The 15103-nt window shown below is 58.0% G+C and carries 18 protein-coding genes and 1 pseudogene; 1 reads left to right on the forward strand and 18 read right to left on the reverse strand.

Features of this window, described 5'->3' with window-relative positions:
• From PSH76_RS08970 to PSH76_RS08980, 3 genes are read right to left on the reverse strand one after another with little or no spacing between them, the layout of a single operon-like run.
• Complete coding sequence (locus tag PSH76_RS08970) at nucleotides 1-372, reverse strand: TIGR03745 family integrating conjugative element membrane protein (protein ID WP_020300904.1); 372 nt, start codon at nucleotides 370-372, stop codon at nucleotides 1-3.
• A gap of 17 nt (nucleotides 373-389) precedes the next feature.
• A complete protein-coding gene (locus PSH76_RS08975; RefSeq protein ID WP_020300903.1) occupies nucleotides 390-629 on the reverse strand; it encodes a TIGR03758 family integrating conjugative element protein in 240 nt (79 codons plus the stop codon).
• Nucleotides 626-961, reverse strand: coding sequence for an RAQPRD family integrative conjugative element protein (locus tag PSH76_RS08980; RefSeq protein WP_020300902.1), 336 nt, complete (start codon nucleotides 959-961; stop codon nucleotides 626-628). Before PSH76_RS08980 ends, PSH76_RS08975 begins: the two co-directional genes overlap by 4 nt.
• A 299-nt stretch (nucleotides 962-1260) precedes the next feature.
• On the opposite strand from PSH76_RS08980, the gene PSH76_RS08985 reads away from it, so the two are divergent.
• Nucleotides 1261-1842: a hypothetical protein gene (locus tag PSH76_RS08985; RefSeq protein ID WP_020300901.1), complete on the forward strand. Its 582-nt coding sequence runs from the start codon at nucleotides 1261-1263 to the stop codon at nucleotides 1840-1842.
• A 20-nt stretch (nucleotides 1843-1862) separates the two neighbouring features.
• Here PSH76_RS08985 and PSH76_RS08990 read toward each other — a convergent pair whose 3' ends face one another.
• The 15 genes and pseudogenes from PSH76_RS08990 to PSH76_RS09060 form a co-directional block, all read right to left on the reverse strand.
• The gene (locus PSH76_RS08990) at nucleotides 1863-2594 is read right to left on the reverse strand and encodes a TIGR03747 family integrating conjugative element membrane protein (RefSeq protein ID WP_032903626.1); all 732 of its coding nucleotides are present in this window, start codon (nucleotides 2592-2594) and stop codon (nucleotides 1863-1865) included.
• A gap of 90 nt (nucleotides 2595-2684) precedes the next feature.
• Nucleotides 2685-4790: a type IV conjugative transfer system coupling protein TraD gene (gene traD / locus PSH76_RS08995; protein ID WP_020300899.1), complete on the reverse strand. Its 2106-nt coding sequence runs from the start codon at nucleotides 4788-4790 to the stop codon at nucleotides 2685-2687.
• Between the two features lie 8 nt (nucleotides 4791-4798).
• The gene (locus PSH76_RS09000) at nucleotides 4799-5314 is read right to left on the reverse strand and encodes an integrating conjugative element protein (RefSeq protein WP_020300898.1); all 516 of its coding nucleotides are present in this window, start codon (nucleotides 5312-5314) and stop codon (nucleotides 4799-4801) included.
• The gene (locus PSH76_RS09005; protein WP_020300897.1) at nucleotides 5311-5859 is read right to left on the reverse strand and encodes a hypothetical protein; all 549 of its coding nucleotides are present in this window, start codon (nucleotides 5857-5859) and stop codon (nucleotides 5311-5313) included. Before PSH76_RS09005 ends, PSH76_RS09000 begins: the two co-directional genes overlap by 4 nt.
• Nucleotides 5841-6560 (reverse strand): TIGR03759 family integrating conjugative element protein, encoded by a 720-nt coding sequence (locus PSH76_RS09010; protein WP_032903628.1) that lies wholly within the window; start codon nucleotides 6558-6560, stop codon nucleotides 5841-5843. The genes PSH76_RS09005 and PSH76_RS09010 overlap by 19 nt, the downstream gene beginning before the upstream one ends.
• 9 nt (nucleotides 6561-6569) lie before the next feature.
• Nucleotides 6570-7241 carry a hypothetical protein gene (locus PSH76_RS09015; protein ID WP_020300895.1) on the reverse strand — a complete coding sequence of 224 codons (672 nt, stop codon included), beginning with the start codon at nucleotides 7239-7241 and terminating at the stop codon, nucleotides 6570-6572.
• Nucleotides 7238-7780 carry a PilL N-terminal domain-containing protein gene (locus PSH76_RS09020; RefSeq protein ID WP_020300894.1) on the reverse strand — a complete coding sequence of 181 codons (543 nt, stop codon included), beginning with the start codon at nucleotides 7778-7780 and terminating at the stop codon, nucleotides 7238-7240. Before PSH76_RS09020 ends, PSH76_RS09015 begins: the two co-directional genes overlap by 4 nt.
• A gap of 106 nt (nucleotides 7781-7886) precedes the next feature.
• The gene (locus tag PSH76_RS09025) at nucleotides 7887-8642 is read right to left on the reverse strand and encodes a hypothetical protein (RefSeq protein WP_020300893.1); all 756 of its coding nucleotides are present in this window, start codon (nucleotides 8640-8642) and stop codon (nucleotides 7887-7889) included.
• A gap of 52 nt (nucleotides 8643-8694) precedes the next feature.
• Nucleotides 8695-9075: pseudogene (gene radC / locus PSH76_RS09030) on the reverse strand (DNA repair protein RadC); the annotation flags it as partial.
• Nucleotides 9076-9290: 215 nt separating this feature from the next.
• Complete coding sequence (locus PSH76_RS09035) at nucleotides 9291-9548, reverse strand: hypothetical protein (RefSeq protein WP_032903653.1); 258 nt, start codon at nucleotides 9546-9548, stop codon at nucleotides 9291-9293.
• Between the two features lie 70 nt (nucleotides 9549-9618).
• A complete protein-coding gene (locus PSH76_RS09040; protein WP_020300891.1) occupies nucleotides 9619-10200 on the reverse strand; it encodes an STY4534 family ICE replication protein in 582 nt (193 codons plus the stop codon).
• Nucleotides 10201-11097: 897 nt separating this feature from the next.
• Nucleotides 11098-13065, reverse strand: coding sequence for a DNA topoisomerase III (locus tag PSH76_RS09045; protein ID WP_020300890.1), 1968 nt, complete (start codon nucleotides 13063-13065; stop codon nucleotides 11098-11100).
• A 225-nt stretch (nucleotides 13066-13290) separates the two neighbouring features.
• Complete coding sequence (locus PSH76_RS09050; RefSeq protein ID WP_020300889.1) at nucleotides 13291-13761, reverse strand: single-stranded DNA-binding protein; 471 nt, start codon at nucleotides 13759-13761, stop codon at nucleotides 13291-13293.
• Nucleotides 13758-14276, reverse strand: a complete 519-nt coding sequence (locus tag PSH76_RS09055; RefSeq protein ID WP_032903630.1) for a DUF3158 family protein — start codon at nucleotides 14274-14276, stop codon at nucleotides 13758-13760. Before PSH76_RS09055 ends, PSH76_RS09050 begins: the two co-directional genes overlap by 4 nt.
• A complete protein-coding gene (locus tag PSH76_RS09060; protein ID WP_020300887.1) occupies nucleotides 14273-15028 on the reverse strand; it encodes a PFL_4669 family integrating conjugative element protein in 756 nt (251 codons plus the stop codon). The genes PSH76_RS09055 and PSH76_RS09060 overlap by 4 nt, the downstream gene beginning before the upstream one ends.
• Nucleotides 15029-15103 lie beyond the last annotated feature (75 nt).

Raw genomic sequence — 15103 nt, forward strand, 5'->3', positions numbered from 1 at the left:
TCACAGAATCGCGGCGGCCTTGGTCAGGAACCAGATGATGATCACCACCAACAGGGCGCCGATGCCGACCACCGCGCCGAGGTCCTTCCAGGTCTTGCGCTGGTTCTGCACGTCGGCATAGACAGTTAGGGAATGCCAAGCCACCCCGAGAAAAGCGAGCAGGGCGATCAACAAACCGAGCAGGATGCCGCCGTCATAGGCGTAGTTTTTGATCGTCTCGATCAACCCGGAACCTTCACCACGCGAAGGAGCCTCCATGGTGGGAAGCTCGGCAAAAGCCAGGCTTGGGCCGAGCACCAACAGCAGGCCGATCAAGCGCTGGCTGGCACGATCACGCAGGTTGTTTTTTAGAGGGGTAAAGCACTTGAGCATGGCAGTGATCTCCTGGATTAGGACAGCGTGAAGAACATCAGGACTAGTAGGGCGAGCAAAACACGTGCGGCGCTGCCGCCAAACGCGCCGAAGCGCACACTGCCGGTGGCCCAGCCCCGGTAAGCCGTCCACATCACCCAGGTGCACCAGAGCAAAGCCAGGACGAGAACCAGGGACAACCAGAGTGTCGAACTGCTCTGTGCCGAGAAACCGGAGGCGTTTTGGAACGCTGCGGTCTGAGCGTCGGTCATGCTCATGGCGACGGTTCCACGGACGGGATGTCGAGGCGGTAATCGCCGACCAGCTCACCAGCGTCGTGAGGTTGAGCACGGGAGGGCGACAGATAGTTCTGCATTCCTTGGCGAATGCGTTGGATGTCCTGAGACAGGCGGGGATAGTCGAAGCGATAGCGTTCGTTTGGTTCGGAGGTCCTGGCTACCTTAGCTTGCGCCGCAAGGCGCTCAATAGTGTCGACCTGCTGCTGAACTAGGCTGAGCTGCTCGCGCTCATGAGCAGATGCGGCATAGCCGCCGCTATGGAACGTCATCAATATGAGCAGTAGGCAGATTCGGAAAAATGTAGTCGGCATGTGGATAGCCCATTTGGAGATGGGGCCAGCATTCAACTAACGTCCAGGACTCAGCAGTAAGAAACACGAAACACGCTGCGTCATTTTATTTCGATACAGTCTCTGATCGTGGAGCGAGTTCGAACACCGTATCGAGAGCTACGAAACGCGGAAAAATGACACGATTGGACCGCAAGTACAGCATTGGTTACTCATGAAAAACGATTAGTAGCCGTTAACTTTTGATTCCGCTAACAGCATTGTTAGCGGGGCGCAGATAAGCGCGGACGAAATCAGTTAACGAAGAGTGATAGCAGAGAGTGAACATCCAACAAGCAATTCGGCGGTACCGTATTCGACAGGCCGTGGGCTTCTCCTTGATGGTCTTCGGGGGGCTATTTTATTTGGTTTCATCGTTGATTTTTCTGCACCATCAAGCAGAGACTCTCGCGAGCACAAAATTTTTTGGGCATTTGGGAGGGGTTGTGCAAAATTTAGTAGCCGATGTTTACCAGGTCACATCACCCTACATCGGTTTTGTATGGGAGCACGCGCCTACCCTCAGCCAGGAAAACCCGCTCAGCTATGGAAATTTGCTGTTTTTCGGTTTGCTGGGTGTGATGATTATTGGAAAGCAAATTCTCCTTTCCGCTAGCCAACTCAAGAGGCGTGTTCAGGTTCAATTCGAACGTCTTGAGGAAGCTCAGTGGCGCAACTCGATGCAAAATGGAGCAGCCACCCAAGTCAACGCAAATCAGATCGGGCAGATCAATTTTTATCAGCAGTCTATGCCGCCGTCCCCTAGCGGTGATTGGTGGCAGCGGCCGTTGGGTATTGTTGGTTTGTCTATTATTGGCGGTTATGTCGTCGCGATTTTGGCTAAATTCACCGGAATGGTTTAACACGTCAGCGTTACATTTTATTAAATGTATTTTTTAAACGTCGCCGCGGTGATGGCTGTCGTTATTCCGAGCATCATCGCGCAAGGCAAAAAGACGGCCATAGGATTGAGCGAAAAGGGCAGGGACAGATACATGATCCAGGGTACGAGCAGCAGGGGTATCACTGCTCGTTTAGCTCGGTGATAGACAAAACTGCTTTCTCGCCCGGCTCCAAACTTGCGCAGGTCGCGGCGCATCAAACCATCGACAAAACCGGTGAACGAGGCCAACAAAAATAGCGGTGTGGCCAGAGCCAAGATGGTTAGGCGCACTACGAAGGTAAAGGTCACATACACCGCCGCCAGTACGAAATCCTCAATGCTCACGTAGAGCTGATTCGCCCAGCTCCAGAAGCCATTGCCCTGGCCCGAAACCCGCGCCTGCCGGGCAAAATCCTCAAAGCCAGTCTTGACCAGCAGCCACTGATTGAGGAGCTCCAGCCACTGGACAATTGTTTTCCCAGGCTGTTGGATGAGAAGTGAAGCTTTGAAGTGCTCGCTGAGCCAGCCCAACTCACTGGTTAGCATAGCCTGACTATGCCGCCAGCCCTGATCACCCCAGAACAGTAGCAGCCCGGCGAACTCGATGAGGATCGAGAACAGCAACGAGGCAATCAGCAAACCGATGATGCGCAGGACTAGGCTGATCGTCGAGATGATCAATCCCGGACGCTGGATCGGTTGTGGCGGCGTGTTCTGGGTGGAAGTCGCCATAGTTCACCCCATTGCGCGCTGCAGAGTTGATGTGGGCAATACGTCTCCTGGATCGTTTTCTGCTGAATCGAAACCTGTTGTGGGGTAGGGCTACCCCACCTGATCCAGATCGAAGTTGGTAGTTGGGCCGCCACCGCTTGCGCTCCACCATTGCCCCGCCTGCGCGTTATAGGCCGCCCGCATCCGTTGAGTGAGTTCCTGTAGGTCCTTGGGCATGGCGTCGACGTTGGAGGGTTTTGGCAACGGCATGCGGACTTTCCAGAGCTGCCCACCGGCCTGGAAGGAGAACATTTGCCCCTTGGGCAAACTGACGATATGAGCAGGCTCGATCAGCGGCACACTGGTGCTGCTGACACGGTCCTGGGAGGACGAGGTGAAGTCCGTGTTGGCGTCCGGATCGGATGTGTCCGTCGCACCCGACATCAGGGTCTTGGTCAGCACGTTAACCTTGGGTAACTGCTGGGTGAGCAGTTCAGCGGTGGCGGTTTCGCGCACGCGGAGCATCTGCAGGGTGTTGAAGTTGCCAATCACCTGGCCAGCTTTGGCGCGGTTGCCGATACGTGCTTCGATATCGCTGAGGGTCTGGGTGTAGGCGGTTACCTGGATACCGGCGCCGCCACCCTTGTTGATCAGGGGGATGAACTCATCGCCCATCAATTCGTTGAACTCATCAGCGTGCAGGTTTATCGGCAGCTTGTCACTGCTGCTGCCTGATGGGGGCAGGCCGTGGTCAATGCCATGTTTGTAGATGTGGCCCGCGACCGAGACCAAATCAGCGAACATGGAGTTGCCCACAGCGGCTGCGACTTCGGCGTCGGTCAGCGCATCCAGGCCGACGTAAACGATGCCGCGTTTGCGAATGATCTGCATCCAGTCGAAGATTGGTCGCGGGTCATCTAGGTCGGTGTAGTTGGGGGCCAGCAGTTGGGCGGTCTTGCCGGTGGTGAGTTTCTCCAGCAGCGGCAGCAGCGAAGCAACGATTTTGTCGAAGTAGGTGCGGTCGTAACGTACTGCCGAGCGCAGTCCATCCAGCACCGGATCGAATACCCGTTTCACCGCCAGGTACTGTTCGATGGCCACCACACGCTTTTCGCGTCCCACCATATGCCGGGGAATGTTCTTCTCAGTGAGTTTGCCTTCCAGTTGGACGATCACTTCCCAGGCTTTCGGATCGGTCTTGGCGAAAAACTGCTGAGCGTATTCGATGAACAGCGCGTCTATATTGACCACATGTCGCTGGATCTGCAGGTAGTCTGGGCGCCGGCCCAACTCGATCAAAGCCCGGGCAATGATGTTGACAAAGCGCCAGGCGAACTCGCGAAAGGCTGCGGAGTTGCCTTCGCCACTGAGTTGCCCAGCGATGCGCGATGCTACCTCCGAGATGCGCCCGAAACGTCCCACCGCGTTGTAACGCGCGGAGATCTCTGGCCAGCCTAGATGGAAAACATAGAATTCCTTTTCCCGACCGGCCCGTTTGGCTTCGACGTACATGCGTTTGAGCAGGTCGGCATCGCCCTTCGGATCGAAGACGATGACCACCTCATGTTCGACGCGGTGAATGTCCTGGGTGATGTACACCTCGGCGAGTCGCGTCTTGCCGACACGGGTAGTGCCCAGCACCAGGGTGTGTCCGACCCGTTCGCCCAGCGGCAGACTGACTTCCGTTTCGTTGGGCTCGACCCCATGCAACAGAGGCGAGCCACCGACTGGGGGTAAAGGGCGCAACGGATTGAAGGCACTGTCCCAGGCGGTGACACGGGCCAGTATCGAGAGCGGAAACGGTGCATGCTCCAGGCGCCGTTCGAGTTCACGGGCCAGCCGGTAGTGGGTCGGTTGGTCGACATAATGGGCGACCGCCGGATCCTGGGCCTCGACCAAGCGCTGGGTGTGCAGGCGGGTCCAGCGAAAGCCGCGACCCATGAACAAACGCTTACGACTGACCGGAATCTGCCGGCTGGTCAGCTCGTAGCGGGGCAGCCGGCGGATATTGCGCCGATAGCGCAACACCTCCCAGGCTTGTCGCAGGCGGATCAGGCCGAACAGGGTATAGGCCAGCGCCGCAACCTGCCCGATCTCGGGTGACAGGGCCACGGCCCAGGGCGAGTACACGCACAACACCGCGGCGGCGATGCAGATTGTTACGGTGTACAACTCGACCGCTGGCCGGAGCTTGGACTCCATCGCATGCTCGGCCATGACCTGACTCACTGTCCCAATGAGGTGGCGGTGATCAAGACGGGGTAGTGCAAAATCTGCAGGCGGGTGGCGATGTCGTTGCCGTTGACCGGCAGGATGGTGATGTCTGGAGCGGCTGCGCGAATTCGGGCCAGGGCTTCAGTGTCGGCTACTTCGACGGCGAGGCCAGCCGCGCCCATTTCCTGCAGTTCAGCAGCGCGCTGACGCAGCCAAGTCAGCGACAGGGGATCGTCACCGACCAGAAAAAATGGCCGCAAGCCCGGCATGTTCAGGGCGCGATACGTGATCTGGCCGGGGCTCAAGTGGGGGCTACGGATGGGCAGTATCCAGGCTTCATCGGCAAACGTGGACAGGTCCGCATGCATGGCCCGATCAGGCTGGATCTTGTTGTTTATTAGCGGCCTGGCAACTTGAAAATGGTGTCGGGTGAAGTCGCTAGGCTGATCCCCGGCTACGGTCAGTTCCGGCTGGGCGAAAGATACCAAAAGCAGGATGAAATAACAGGCGATGGGGATTCGCTTCATGGTGGTGTGCCCTGTTTGAAAGAAACCAGCAACCGTTCGAGTTGCCGGGAAAAGCCGGCGCGGTAACGCGCGGCCGGCGTTCCTCCTGCCGGGCGGTGATATCGGCCGGCAGCTGATACCCAATCACCGGTGGTGGCGTGATGCTCCTGCAACAGCGCGGCGGTCACGGCGAGATTTCGGTAAGGGTCAAGGGCTTCGCAGGGGCTGGAATAACGTTGCCCGTGGTAACCCAGGTTGGTTTGTCCAAGACCGACATCGACCCGCTTGGCGTCATGTCGCGCGAGCGCCTGAAGTAAGGCGTGACAGGCGGCCTGGCGAGTGGCGAAGCGGTAGGGTATTCCGGCGATGTTCAGGGTCCAGGGCCAGGGCAGCAATCGACCACGGACGTGGATACCACTCTCCTGCAGGGCAATTGCGAATAGCACCATAGAAGGGATGTCGGCGTCATGCGCCGCCAATTGATAGGCCGGAGGCGGAAGTTGGTCGGCCTGGACGGCGAGCACCGTCAGCACCAGCGCAAGACCACTCAGTCGAGGCGTTGCCATTGTCCATTCACCTGTTGAAATGTGGCAGGCATTGGCCCCGGGGCACCCAGGCTGAACCAGCGACCACGGTCATGGTTCAGGGTGATCTGCCGGCGTTGAACCTTGACGGGATCGATGCCCGCTTGCCGAGCCCAGCTACGGACGCGTTCATCCTCGCCTTGGCTGCCCACCAGGTAGATATCGAACGCCGTGTCGCTGCTTTGCAGACGCTGGGCTTCGGCGGTACACGCTGAGCAGTGGTCCTCCACAAATAGAGCCTGGCGCGGCGCGGCCGCTGAGCTGATAGGGGGCGGGGATGCCATGCCCTGGATCGGTAGCAGCCCGGGAAACAGCTTGGTCCAGGCCGCGGCGTAAGCGTTTTGGTAGGCCAACTCGCGCTCGGCGCGTTTGGCTTCCAGCGCTACCTGTAATTCGGCATAGCGCTGGCGCTCTTGGTCGGTCTGGGCCTCAACCCCGAGCGCGGTCAACGGATCGAGGTTCGGGCTCCAGAAACCGCGTGGGCCGGATTGGATCTGTTCGAAGCGCGTCCACTCCTGCCCCGTCAGGCCCCAGCTCGCTGCCTGTTCAGAGTCAGAGCGCCCCAGCGGAGCAGACTGCGTGTCCTGGGTCTGTGACTGTGTCGTGACGGGGTTGCCCATCGCAGCGTCCATGGCCAGTAGCGAAGCGAGACAGACGACGGTGGGCAGTAGCGCTCTGTTCATGATCGCTTCTCAAGGGAGGTGCACGGTCTGGTCTGGCTGAGCGGCCACCGCGAAGATGGCTGAGTTCGGCTCCAGCACTTTCAGGTACCAGGCTCCGAGCTGCTCGCCGCTATGCAGCAGCCGAACATCTATGAGAGAGCGACTGTCATGAGGTGCGACTGCCAAGAAGCGCTCACCACCACGGGATTCGACCCCCAACACCGAGAACGGTGGCGAGAGCGGGACGGGCTTGGGGCGAGCGGTCTTTTTCGGTTTAGTCGCGGAAGGCGACGGCGGTGGGGGTGATGGCTGGGTCTTGTGCTCCTGGAACTGCTGCTCGACCTGTTCAAGGTGTGCGCGCAGCGCTGTCAGTTCTGCCACGGTGGCGCGGGCTGCCAGACCATCGCGCAGCTCCTGTATTTCTTGCGCCCACTGATCCAGCATCGGATCGAGGGTATTGGCCTGTTGCTCACTAGTATCGACCATCTGCTTCAGGTCTTTCAGCGCGTACTGCAGCTTCTCTTGTGCATCCTTGAGGGCGCTTGAATCATGTTGCAGGGTGTCCAAAGTTTGTCGGTATTGCGTGTCCGTGCTCTGCAGTTTTGCCATGCGTTGATACTGGTTATACAAACCACCGCTCAGCCCGGCGACCGCCAGGCAAAGGAGCCCGATGATGAGGGTTTGAAACGTTGAGGCTTTCATGACCGCGCCTCCGATTGATGGGGCAAGACGGGTGTAATCAGCGCGACACCGGCATCCGTTTTCTGCTGTTCGAAGCAGACCGAACGGCTGACTTCATCGGTCGTGAGTTGCCAGGCGGGGCCAGCCAGCACTTGTAGCGCGCGGCGCAAAGGGATTGGACCAAGCCGGTAATGGGCTGCAGGCAGAGGCCGGGTAAACAGCAACTTCACCGACGCAGTAACGGGGCAGAGCGAATAGCCCGAGCGCTGCAATACGTACTGCAACGCATCCTGCACTGAGGGGTTTAGGCTGGACGGGATGTTCACTTCAATGATTTGAGCGAGAAGATAGCGTTGTTCCGTGGTGGGCTCGGTGCTGACCAGCGTATAGCGGCCATAGCGGAGTTCTGTCGGATGGTTTCCTTCCGCTGTGTCCCTCGAAAGCTGGGCCCGATTGGAGCCACTGTCGATCTCTGGATGGGTTGGCAATGTATTGGGGATTTGCGCGGTGCAGGCGCTCAACAAACCCAGCAGGCAGACAGGCGTGAAAAAACGCTCCATGGAAAAAACCTCATGACAGATTCAGTGCAAAACCTGACATGAGGTGAAGGAGCAACTCAGTGAGAAAGTTGATTCAAGGCGGGTCGTGTTAACGCTGAACGCGTTGCTATTCATCAAAAATAGCGAGCCCATTCAAGACGGCAGCGTCGGGGTCGAAGATCAACAATCTCGCATCCGCCAATGCCGCCAGGTACAGTACGTTGACTAGGACTTCCGGTGTGCCTGCGTCGAGTTGCTCTTGTCTCAAGCTTGAATAACGTTTGCCCTCAATGTTCAGCAAGTTTTCGTCCGTCCATGGCGTGCCAATCAGCTTGCAACTGATGCCGCAGCAATCCGGCAACTCGAAAAGCTCGAACAAAAGGCCGGTTTGCCTCGGAGCGGAGTTACTTGCCCATCCTTCCAGATAGAACATCGCTTCTTCAGGAAGGTGTGCGGTACTGATCTCCCAGGCTCGACTGTAGTGCCCCGTTTCGAAGCTCAAGCGATGGACCATGGCTTGGGCTTCTTCCAGGGAGTACAGATCGCCGAGGTGATGCCGCTCGTTGAGCATGTCGCCCATCACGGCGTAGATCACTTGGCGCACCAACCCGGTGGACTGGCAGCGTTCATCTAATTCATCCAATTCATCCGGAATGGATTGGCCTTCGCTGATCAAGGCGAAATCGTCATTGAACAGGCAGGTGAACAGTTGCAGCTCATTGTCGGGCAGATGTGCTTGTGAGTCGTGCACTGGTCGAACGCAGGGAGGGCAGTCGTTTTCGTAGGTGATCAGTAGCAGCCGTTCGATATGAAGGTTGTCGTAGCCGCGAGCAAATGGGGTTGAGGCCATCAGCAGAGCTGGGGCTTGGTGTGCGGGGTTCATGAGGGTTCTCCAGAATGAAAATGAACAAGGCGCCCGAAGGCGCCTGTGAGGGTTAAAGCCAGCCGTATTCGGCAAGGGAGAGAGGACGACCTTCACCCACGATGAAGTGATCCAATACACGCACTTCGATCAAGGCCAAGGCCTCCTTCAGCCGTGCGGTCAAGACGCGATCCGCCTGGCTGGGTTCTGTACAACCCGAGGGATGGTTGTGAACCAAAATGGCGGCCGCAGCGTTATGCGCTAGGGAACGCTTAACGACTTGGCGGGGGTAAACGCTGGCGCCATCAATGCTGCCGTGAAAGAGGACTTCGAATGCCAGCACCCGGTGCCTGGCATCGAGAAAGATCACACCGAAGACTTCATGCTCTTGTTGCGCAAGCTGCAGTTTTAGGTAGGAGGCAACAGTGTCAGGCGACGTCAGGATAGGGCCGCGGGCGAACAGCCGACGATCCAGAATATGCTGCGCTTCGTCGATCAGCTGGTTTTCTTGGACAATGCGATCAGCCTCGAAATCCGAGGTCTCAATCAGTGTAAGTTGGGTGCTCATGGCGGTACCTCCGAAGGGAACAATCAGGGGTACACGCCCGAGGGGAGTGGTATCCCCCAAGGTGGGTGTGGAGTCTTGGGCGTTAGCAGATGGCGCGCTGTTTACAGCCGAGTGAATCGGTGGCGTTGACCGTGTAGATGTGAACCACAGCCGTCGCAAGGCGATGGAGAAAAGGTTCTTATTCCCCAGCCGGCTTCGGGATCGAAGTCGGCACTGATGGGCATCAACCGAACTAGCTCACGATGTATCGCGGCGATGCGTTGTTCGACCTCATCCTGCGAGTAATACAGCGATAAGGTGCTGTAGTCCTCGTAAGCTGTAGCGAACAGGCAGTCGTCGCAAAGCCAGAAGGATTCCATAATGGTCCCCTGTGCTGATTGAAGAAAAGGCGCTCGACGGAGCGCCTTGATGAGGAACATCGTGGACTGTTCAGGCGGACTGAACGGTACGGGTGGCATCACGGCGGGCCGTGCGCGGAGCGGGTGGAGATTCAGGTTCCACCCGAGCCTCTATTGGGTTTTCGGTATCCTCAACTTCGGCATCAGCCGACGGTGGGGATGGTTCACTGTTTGGCGCTTGCTCAGCAGGTGCTGTTGCTTCCTGCCTGGCGGGTGCTTTGTATTCGAACGTGCCGTTGATCTTGATCCAGTCGATGAACAGCAAACGACCTTTCAGGCTGGCGCCCGGTTGGCCTTGTTTCTCGCCTTTCTCATAGAGAAACGGATCGATCCACAGGTCGCCGATACGGAACGACAGCAAGACCTTTTTCTCGGCGTTGACGGCGTCCATATAGAGACGAATCAAGCGTTCAGCTTCACCCCCAGCGACTTTGCAGTCGAAGCGGGTGTACTCCACCGCATCGGTGGCACCGTGCAGGGCTGCGATATCGCAGGCAATGAATGGTTGGCCGCGGCGGACTTGGACTTCACGAACACGGTTGAGGTAGCCGATACCGACGGTGTGCAGGTTGAAGTAAGTGGTCGCTTCTTTGGATTGGTTGGCGTGGGCCATGGTGGTTCTCCTGTTTCAAGGGGAAACGGCGACGCACAGTCCCTGATGGGGAAGTGAGCCCCCGTCAGGGTGGGTAAGGTGAAGAAGAGCGATGAACGACTCACCACCGGCAAGCCGATGACGATCAGAACGATGCGTCTGGCGGAATAACGGTGCAGCTGAGGAACGTCTGCGGTAGTGGTTAGCAGACATGGGGTAGTGGGCATTCATCACCGCTGAGGCGGTAACCGTGCGAGCTTCCGAACGCTGATCGCACTTGGGTAAACCACCACGAACGTGGCGTAGCCTTGAAGGTTCAAGCTACCTGGGCTGGGCTGTCAACGACAGCAAACCACGCCCTTTGTATAAGCCTGTCACAGGGGAGCGTCAAGACGCTGCAACCCGATTTTTTATAGCCGGAATACAGTGGCAGTCACTGGACTGAAGAAAGTGAAGAGTGGGCCTGACGGGATGCCAGGCGAGGAAGAAAAAAACCACCTTTGACGGTCTTACGCAGTCGACCAGCGCCTCGCAACACTTGGTTGAACTGCGCCATGATTCGCCAACCGACCCTTGTCGTGGCCTGGGTCGGAACATGCTGGCACGCATCCGCGCACAAAAGGTGCCCAGTGTTTCCCCGGCGGGCTCCGGGACTGAATACGATCGCCGAAGCGGATGACCGCTGTTGCCGGGTAGAGGCAACAGTGGTCATCCGCCACCACGATCAGGTCAAGCACAAAACGGGAATGAAATCCCGCAGAAGAGAAGGCTCCGAACTCGACGAGTTCGACCGAGCTACCCGGAGCAAATCGGTCTTGGGTCGCCATTGGCGATGATCCTGAGGCACTACAGCAGAGAGGGTGGGACGACGTCAAGGCAGAGAACGCACCGTTCTCATAATGATCGTCCCATGGAACATCATGAGCGACGCGTATCTTTACTGATCGACACAGTGCCCTTGCAATCTGGGTAGTGGGAGCATGACCAGAACTGCCCTGATTTTCCTTTACGTCTACGCATCGAGGCATTGCAAATGGGGCAGGCCGGGCCGGCTTCGACAGGTACCGCCAAGGTGAGTGCGCCACAGTGTTCGACCAATTGTGCAATCCAGTTCGCCTGCTTGGCGACGAACGCATCAAGGGTCAGGCGTCCCGTTTCGATTTCGTCCAGGGCCTGTTCCCATATCGCGGTCATGCCCGGATCTGCGATTGCGGCGGGTACCGCCTCAATCAGGGTATGGGCCGCTGCGGAGGCCATTAAGGCGCGTTTTTTCTTCAGCAAGTAACCGCGATCAATCAACCCCTTGATGATGCCGGCTCGCGTGGCTTCGGTACCGATACCGGTAGTGTCCCGAAGTTTCTGTTTCAGGCGTGGGTCGTTGACCAGCTTGGCGACGTTTTTCATCGCCTTGATCAGATCGCCCTCGGTGAGTGGTTTGGGGGCGGCGGTGCGCATGGACTTGAGTTCGACGTCGTCCACTGCGCACTGCGTGCCCTGTTGCAAGACGGGTAAGACTTGGGACTTGTGACTGGGTTCGTCCTCCTCGGTGTTTTCGGAGAGCAAGCCTTTCCAGCCCTGGACCAGGATCTGTTTGCCAACAGCGGTCAATCGTTTTTCGCCACATTCCAGTTCGACCTGGGTTCGATCAAACTCATGAGACGGAAGAAATTGCGCGAGGTAGTGGCTACGAATCAGTTCGTAGACTTGGCGTTCTTGTTCGGACATCCGCGCAAGGTTCGCCGGCTCGGTGGTGGGAATGATGCCGTGGTGCGCGGTGACCTTGGCATCGTTCCACACGCGGGAGTGCAGTGATCGATCGAGTCTTCCGAATGCGGGCCGCAGGGTGGGATCGGTTTTGAGCAGGGCATCGAATACCCCAGATACCTCGTCGAACATACTCTCTGGCAAATAGCGGCAATCACTGCGCGGGTAGGTGGTGGCTTTGTAGGTTTCATACAGAGCCTGGGCGATATTCAGGACTTCCTGAACGCCGAGTCCCAACTTGCGCGAGCAGACTTCTTGCAGCGTGCTCAAGTCGAAGGGCAGGGGCGCCGCTTCGCGGAAATGCTCAGTCTGCAGCGAGAGTACTGTGGCGGTCTTGCTGCAAGAGATCGCTTGGACCGTTTGACTGGCAAGCGCCTGTTGCAGGCAACGACCCGCTTCGTCCTGTCCTGAGCTTGGCGGTAACCACGATGCGATGAATCGCTGACCCCTCGACGATAAGTGCACTTCAACGTTCCAGTAGGGCACCGGAACGAAACTGGCAATCGCACGATCCCGATCGACCACTAGGCGTAAAGTGGGTGTCTGTACGCGTCCAACCGACAGCACGCCGTCGTAGCCTGCCCGCCGACCGAGGAGGGTAAACAAACGACTGAGGTTCATGCCGATCAGCCAGTCAGCACGGCTGCGGGCGAGGGCTGAGTGATAGAGCGGGAAGGTCTCCTGACCAGACTTCAGCGAGGACAATGCTTTGCGAATCGACGCCTCGTTGAGTGCCGACAACCAGAGGCGCTGAACGGGGCCTCGATACTTGCAGAGTTCCAGTAACTCGCGGGCAATCATTTCACCTTCGCGGTCGGCGTCGGTCGCGATGACGACGGTGGTGGCTTTACTGAGCAGGCGCTTGATGACTTTGAACTGTGCCGCAGTCTTGGGTTTGACCTCGACCTGCCACTGCGCGGGAATGATCGGTAGATGATCTAACGACCAACTCTTGAAGTGTTCACCATAAGCTTCAGGCGGTGCTGTCTCCAGCAGGTGACCGATACACCAGGTGACGGTTGTCTCGGGTGCGATTAGGCAGCCATCGCTGCGCCGGCTGGCTCCGAGAACTTTGGCGATGTCACGACCTTGGGAAGGTTTCTCGCAGAGGAAGAGGCGCATAAGACTGCTCCGGATGGGGTCCGGAGCAGAGTTGTTGGAAACAGCAGCTACGAGATATGAGAAACCTGACTCGCAGGTACCTCATATTAGTCGGTGAGGACTGCCTTGACGATCCGATGCTGTTACCCCGTTTTAGCGTGGACGACAGTGTGGGTCTTCACGAGCAGCGAGTAGTAATACGCCAGCAACTTCGCGCAAAGGCGCAATTTTTATGCCTAATGCTCGTCATTCCGGAGGTGGCGGCCCTGTGCGCTTTTTTGGCTTCGACGCAGGTGAGCTGGCTTGCTCTGTATTTTGCCCGACGTGTTTCGCAGATGCTGCCGGTTCATTGGATCGCTCCCGCATGACCACGCTGTGCACTCGATGAGGCAGGATGCCGACTCGACGGGCCTCGATCTTGAAGGTCACCCGCGCGTTGTCTTCGCTGTCCTCCCACTCATCTCGTATCGTGCGGCCCTCGACCAGCACACGCATACCTTTCTGGTACAGCGTGCTCCAGTGTTCAGCCTCGCGGTGCCAGAGCTCAACCGGCGCCCAATAGCCGCCTCGATCTTCGTAGCCGCCCTCGCGTGGCACGGGGTTGTCGAAGTACACATTCAGCCGTAGCAAACGCCGTGGCTCGTCATTGCCTGAGGCGAATTCCTGGAACTCTGGCGCACTGCCGATGTTGCCTTCGCCGACGAAAAAAGTACTCATCGTGATATCTCCGCTGCGGTTGTGAACTGGCGCAGCAGCCGTTCGGCACTGGCCATTTTGATCGCGCAGGTCGAGGCCTGGCGGTAAAGCGAATGCACCACGCTCATCTGCAGGTTCAGTGCAATACGGTTGCATTCGAAACGGTGCAACCCCTCGCGTACGGCCTGCGGTTGGGTCTTGTTGCGGACCTGGCGTTCCCAGACCGCAACCCCCATGCGGGCGAAGTCACGGGTTCGCCAACGCAAAAAGGTGCTGCCCGCGCTGGTGTTCTGCAGCACCAATCGAATATCCAGCAGTGAGTACGGGGGCTGTCCGGCTTGCTGCACAACAGCTTCCATCAGGTGACATAACTGCGCCTCGATTTCCCTCGCCACCTGCGCCAGGTGGTCCAACTCCCCCTTACCCTTAAAAGGTTTTAAAAGGCCTTTTAGGGAGGCAGCGTGTTCGAGCTGTCGATAGGCATCCGGTGTTAACGCTTCGAAGGGCATTGGTTGAGCCGGGATCATGAGATTCATGCTTCGTCCTCCGGCTCATCCACCGTCGCAGATGGCTCTCTCGCTTCCTCTGCCAATGCGTCCGCGTCATCCACTGCCACAGCACCACGACGAATGATCGGTGGCGCGAACTGGGAGCGGCGATGACCCTCAAGAATGTCCATGGGGGGCAAACCCATCTTCTCGATGGCCGCCAGAGCACGGGCATTGTTCGCTGCCATGTCATCACGGGTGACGCCAGAATGCCGATAGCGCTGCGCCTGGCCGAACAGGCTGCGCAGCAGATGGGCGCCGTCATCGATCCAGGCTTCCATGTCGACGCGGCCGATCAAGGCTGTGTGATGGGCCAATAGGGTACGACGCACCAGGGTGTCGTAGTCGGTCAGCAGGTAGACCGCCAGAAAACCCAGCTGGCTGCCGATGTACAACGGCAAGGTGACGGGGTGGATGTTGAGGTTGTCGCCCATGTCGATCTGTGTCGGCAGGTCCTGTCTGATCCGATCCAGCTGTTGGGTCAGTTCCAGCATCCCAGCCTTGGCCTGCATCAGTTTTTCTTCGAGTTGTACGATGGCCCAGTCGGCATAGGGATCGTCCTGAGCCGCGGTTTGTTTGATCAGGTTGGTGACACTGATGTAGCCGGCCATGCCCATGATCGAGTGAACGCCTTCGCGTGCGGTCCGCCCTTGCCAGATACGGGCGGCGTGGTGAGTGTGCAGGGTCAGGGTGATGCTGCTGCGCAATGAACCCAGGTTGAGTTGGTAATGATCGGCCACGGCGTTGTCCTCGCATTCGCTTGGACGGAAACGTTGCGGCAGATGAGGGTCAAGGACAGCCAAAAAACTGAATGC

The organism is Pseudomonas sp. FP215 (genome assembly GCF_030687795.1).
In the GTDB taxonomy this organism is placed as follows: Bacteria; Pseudomonadota; Gammaproteobacteria; order Pseudomonadales; family Pseudomonadaceae; genus Aquipseudomonas; species Aquipseudomonas salmasensis.

Bases quoted from the DNA above. Each gene is read 5' to 3' on its own strand.
- PSH76_RS09045 (WP_020300890.1), bottom strand. From the start codon at position 13,065: ATGCGCCTCTTCCTCTGCGAGAAACCTTCCCAAGGTCGTGACATCGCC.
- PSH76_RS09020 (WP_020300894.1), bottom strand. From the start codon at position 7,780: ATGGAGCGTTTTTTCACGCCTGTCTGCCTGCTGGGTTTGTTGAGCGCC.
- PSH76_RS09035 (WP_032903653.1), bottom strand. From the start codon at position 9,548: ATGGAATCCTTCTGGCTTTGCGACGACTGCCTGTTCGCTACAGCTTAC.
- PSH76_RS09010 (WP_032903628.1), bottom strand. From the start codon at position 6,560: ATGAACAGAGCGCTACTGCCCACCGTCGTCTGTCTCGCTTCGCTACTG.
- PSH76_RS08975 (WP_020300903.1), bottom strand. From the start codon at position 629: ATGAGCATGACCGACGCTCAGACCGCAGCGTTCCAAAACGCCTCCGGT.
- PSH76_RS09005 (WP_020300897.1), bottom strand. From the start codon at position 5,859: ATGGCAACGCCTCGACTGAGTGGTCTTGCGCTGGTGCTGACGGTGCTC.
- PSH76_RS09015 (WP_020300895.1), bottom strand. From the start codon at position 7,241: ATGAAAGCCTCAACGTTTCAAACCCTCATCATCGGGCTCCTTTGCCTG.
- PSH76_RS09050 (WP_020300889.1), bottom strand. From the start codon at position 13,761: ATGAGTACTTTTTTCGTCGGCGAAGGCAACATCGGCAGTGCGCCAGAG.
- PSH76_RS09000 (WP_020300898.1), bottom strand. From the start codon at position 5,314: ATGAAGCGAATCCCCATCGCCTGTTATTTCATCCTGCTTTTGGTATCT.
- PSH76_RS08990 (WP_032903626.1), bottom strand. From the start codon at position 2,594: ATGGCGACTTCCACCCAGAACACGCCGCCACAACCGATCCAGCGTCCG.
- PSH76_RS08980 (WP_020300902.1), bottom strand. From the start codon at position 961: ATGCCGACTACATTTTTCCGAATCTGCCTACTGCTCATATTGATGACG.
- PSH76_RS09040 (WP_020300891.1), bottom strand. From the start codon at position 10,200: ATGGCCCACGCCAACCAATCCAAAGAAGCGACCACTTACTTCAACCTG.
- PSH76_RS08970 (WP_020300904.1), bottom strand. From the start codon at position 372: ATGCTCAAGTGCTTTACCCCTCTAAAAAACAACCTGCGTGATCGTGCC.
- traD (WP_020300899.1), bottom strand. From the start codon at position 4,790: ATGGCCGAGCATGCGATGGAGTCCAAGCTCCGGCCAGCGGTCGAGTTG.
- PSH76_RS09055 (WP_032903630.1), bottom strand. From the start codon at position 14,276: ATGAATCTCATGATCCCGGCTCAACCAATGCCCTTCGAAGCGTTAACA.
- PSH76_RS09025 (WP_020300893.1), bottom strand. From the start codon at position 8,642: ATGAACCCCGCACACCAAGCCCCAGCTCTGCTGATGGCCTCAACCCCA.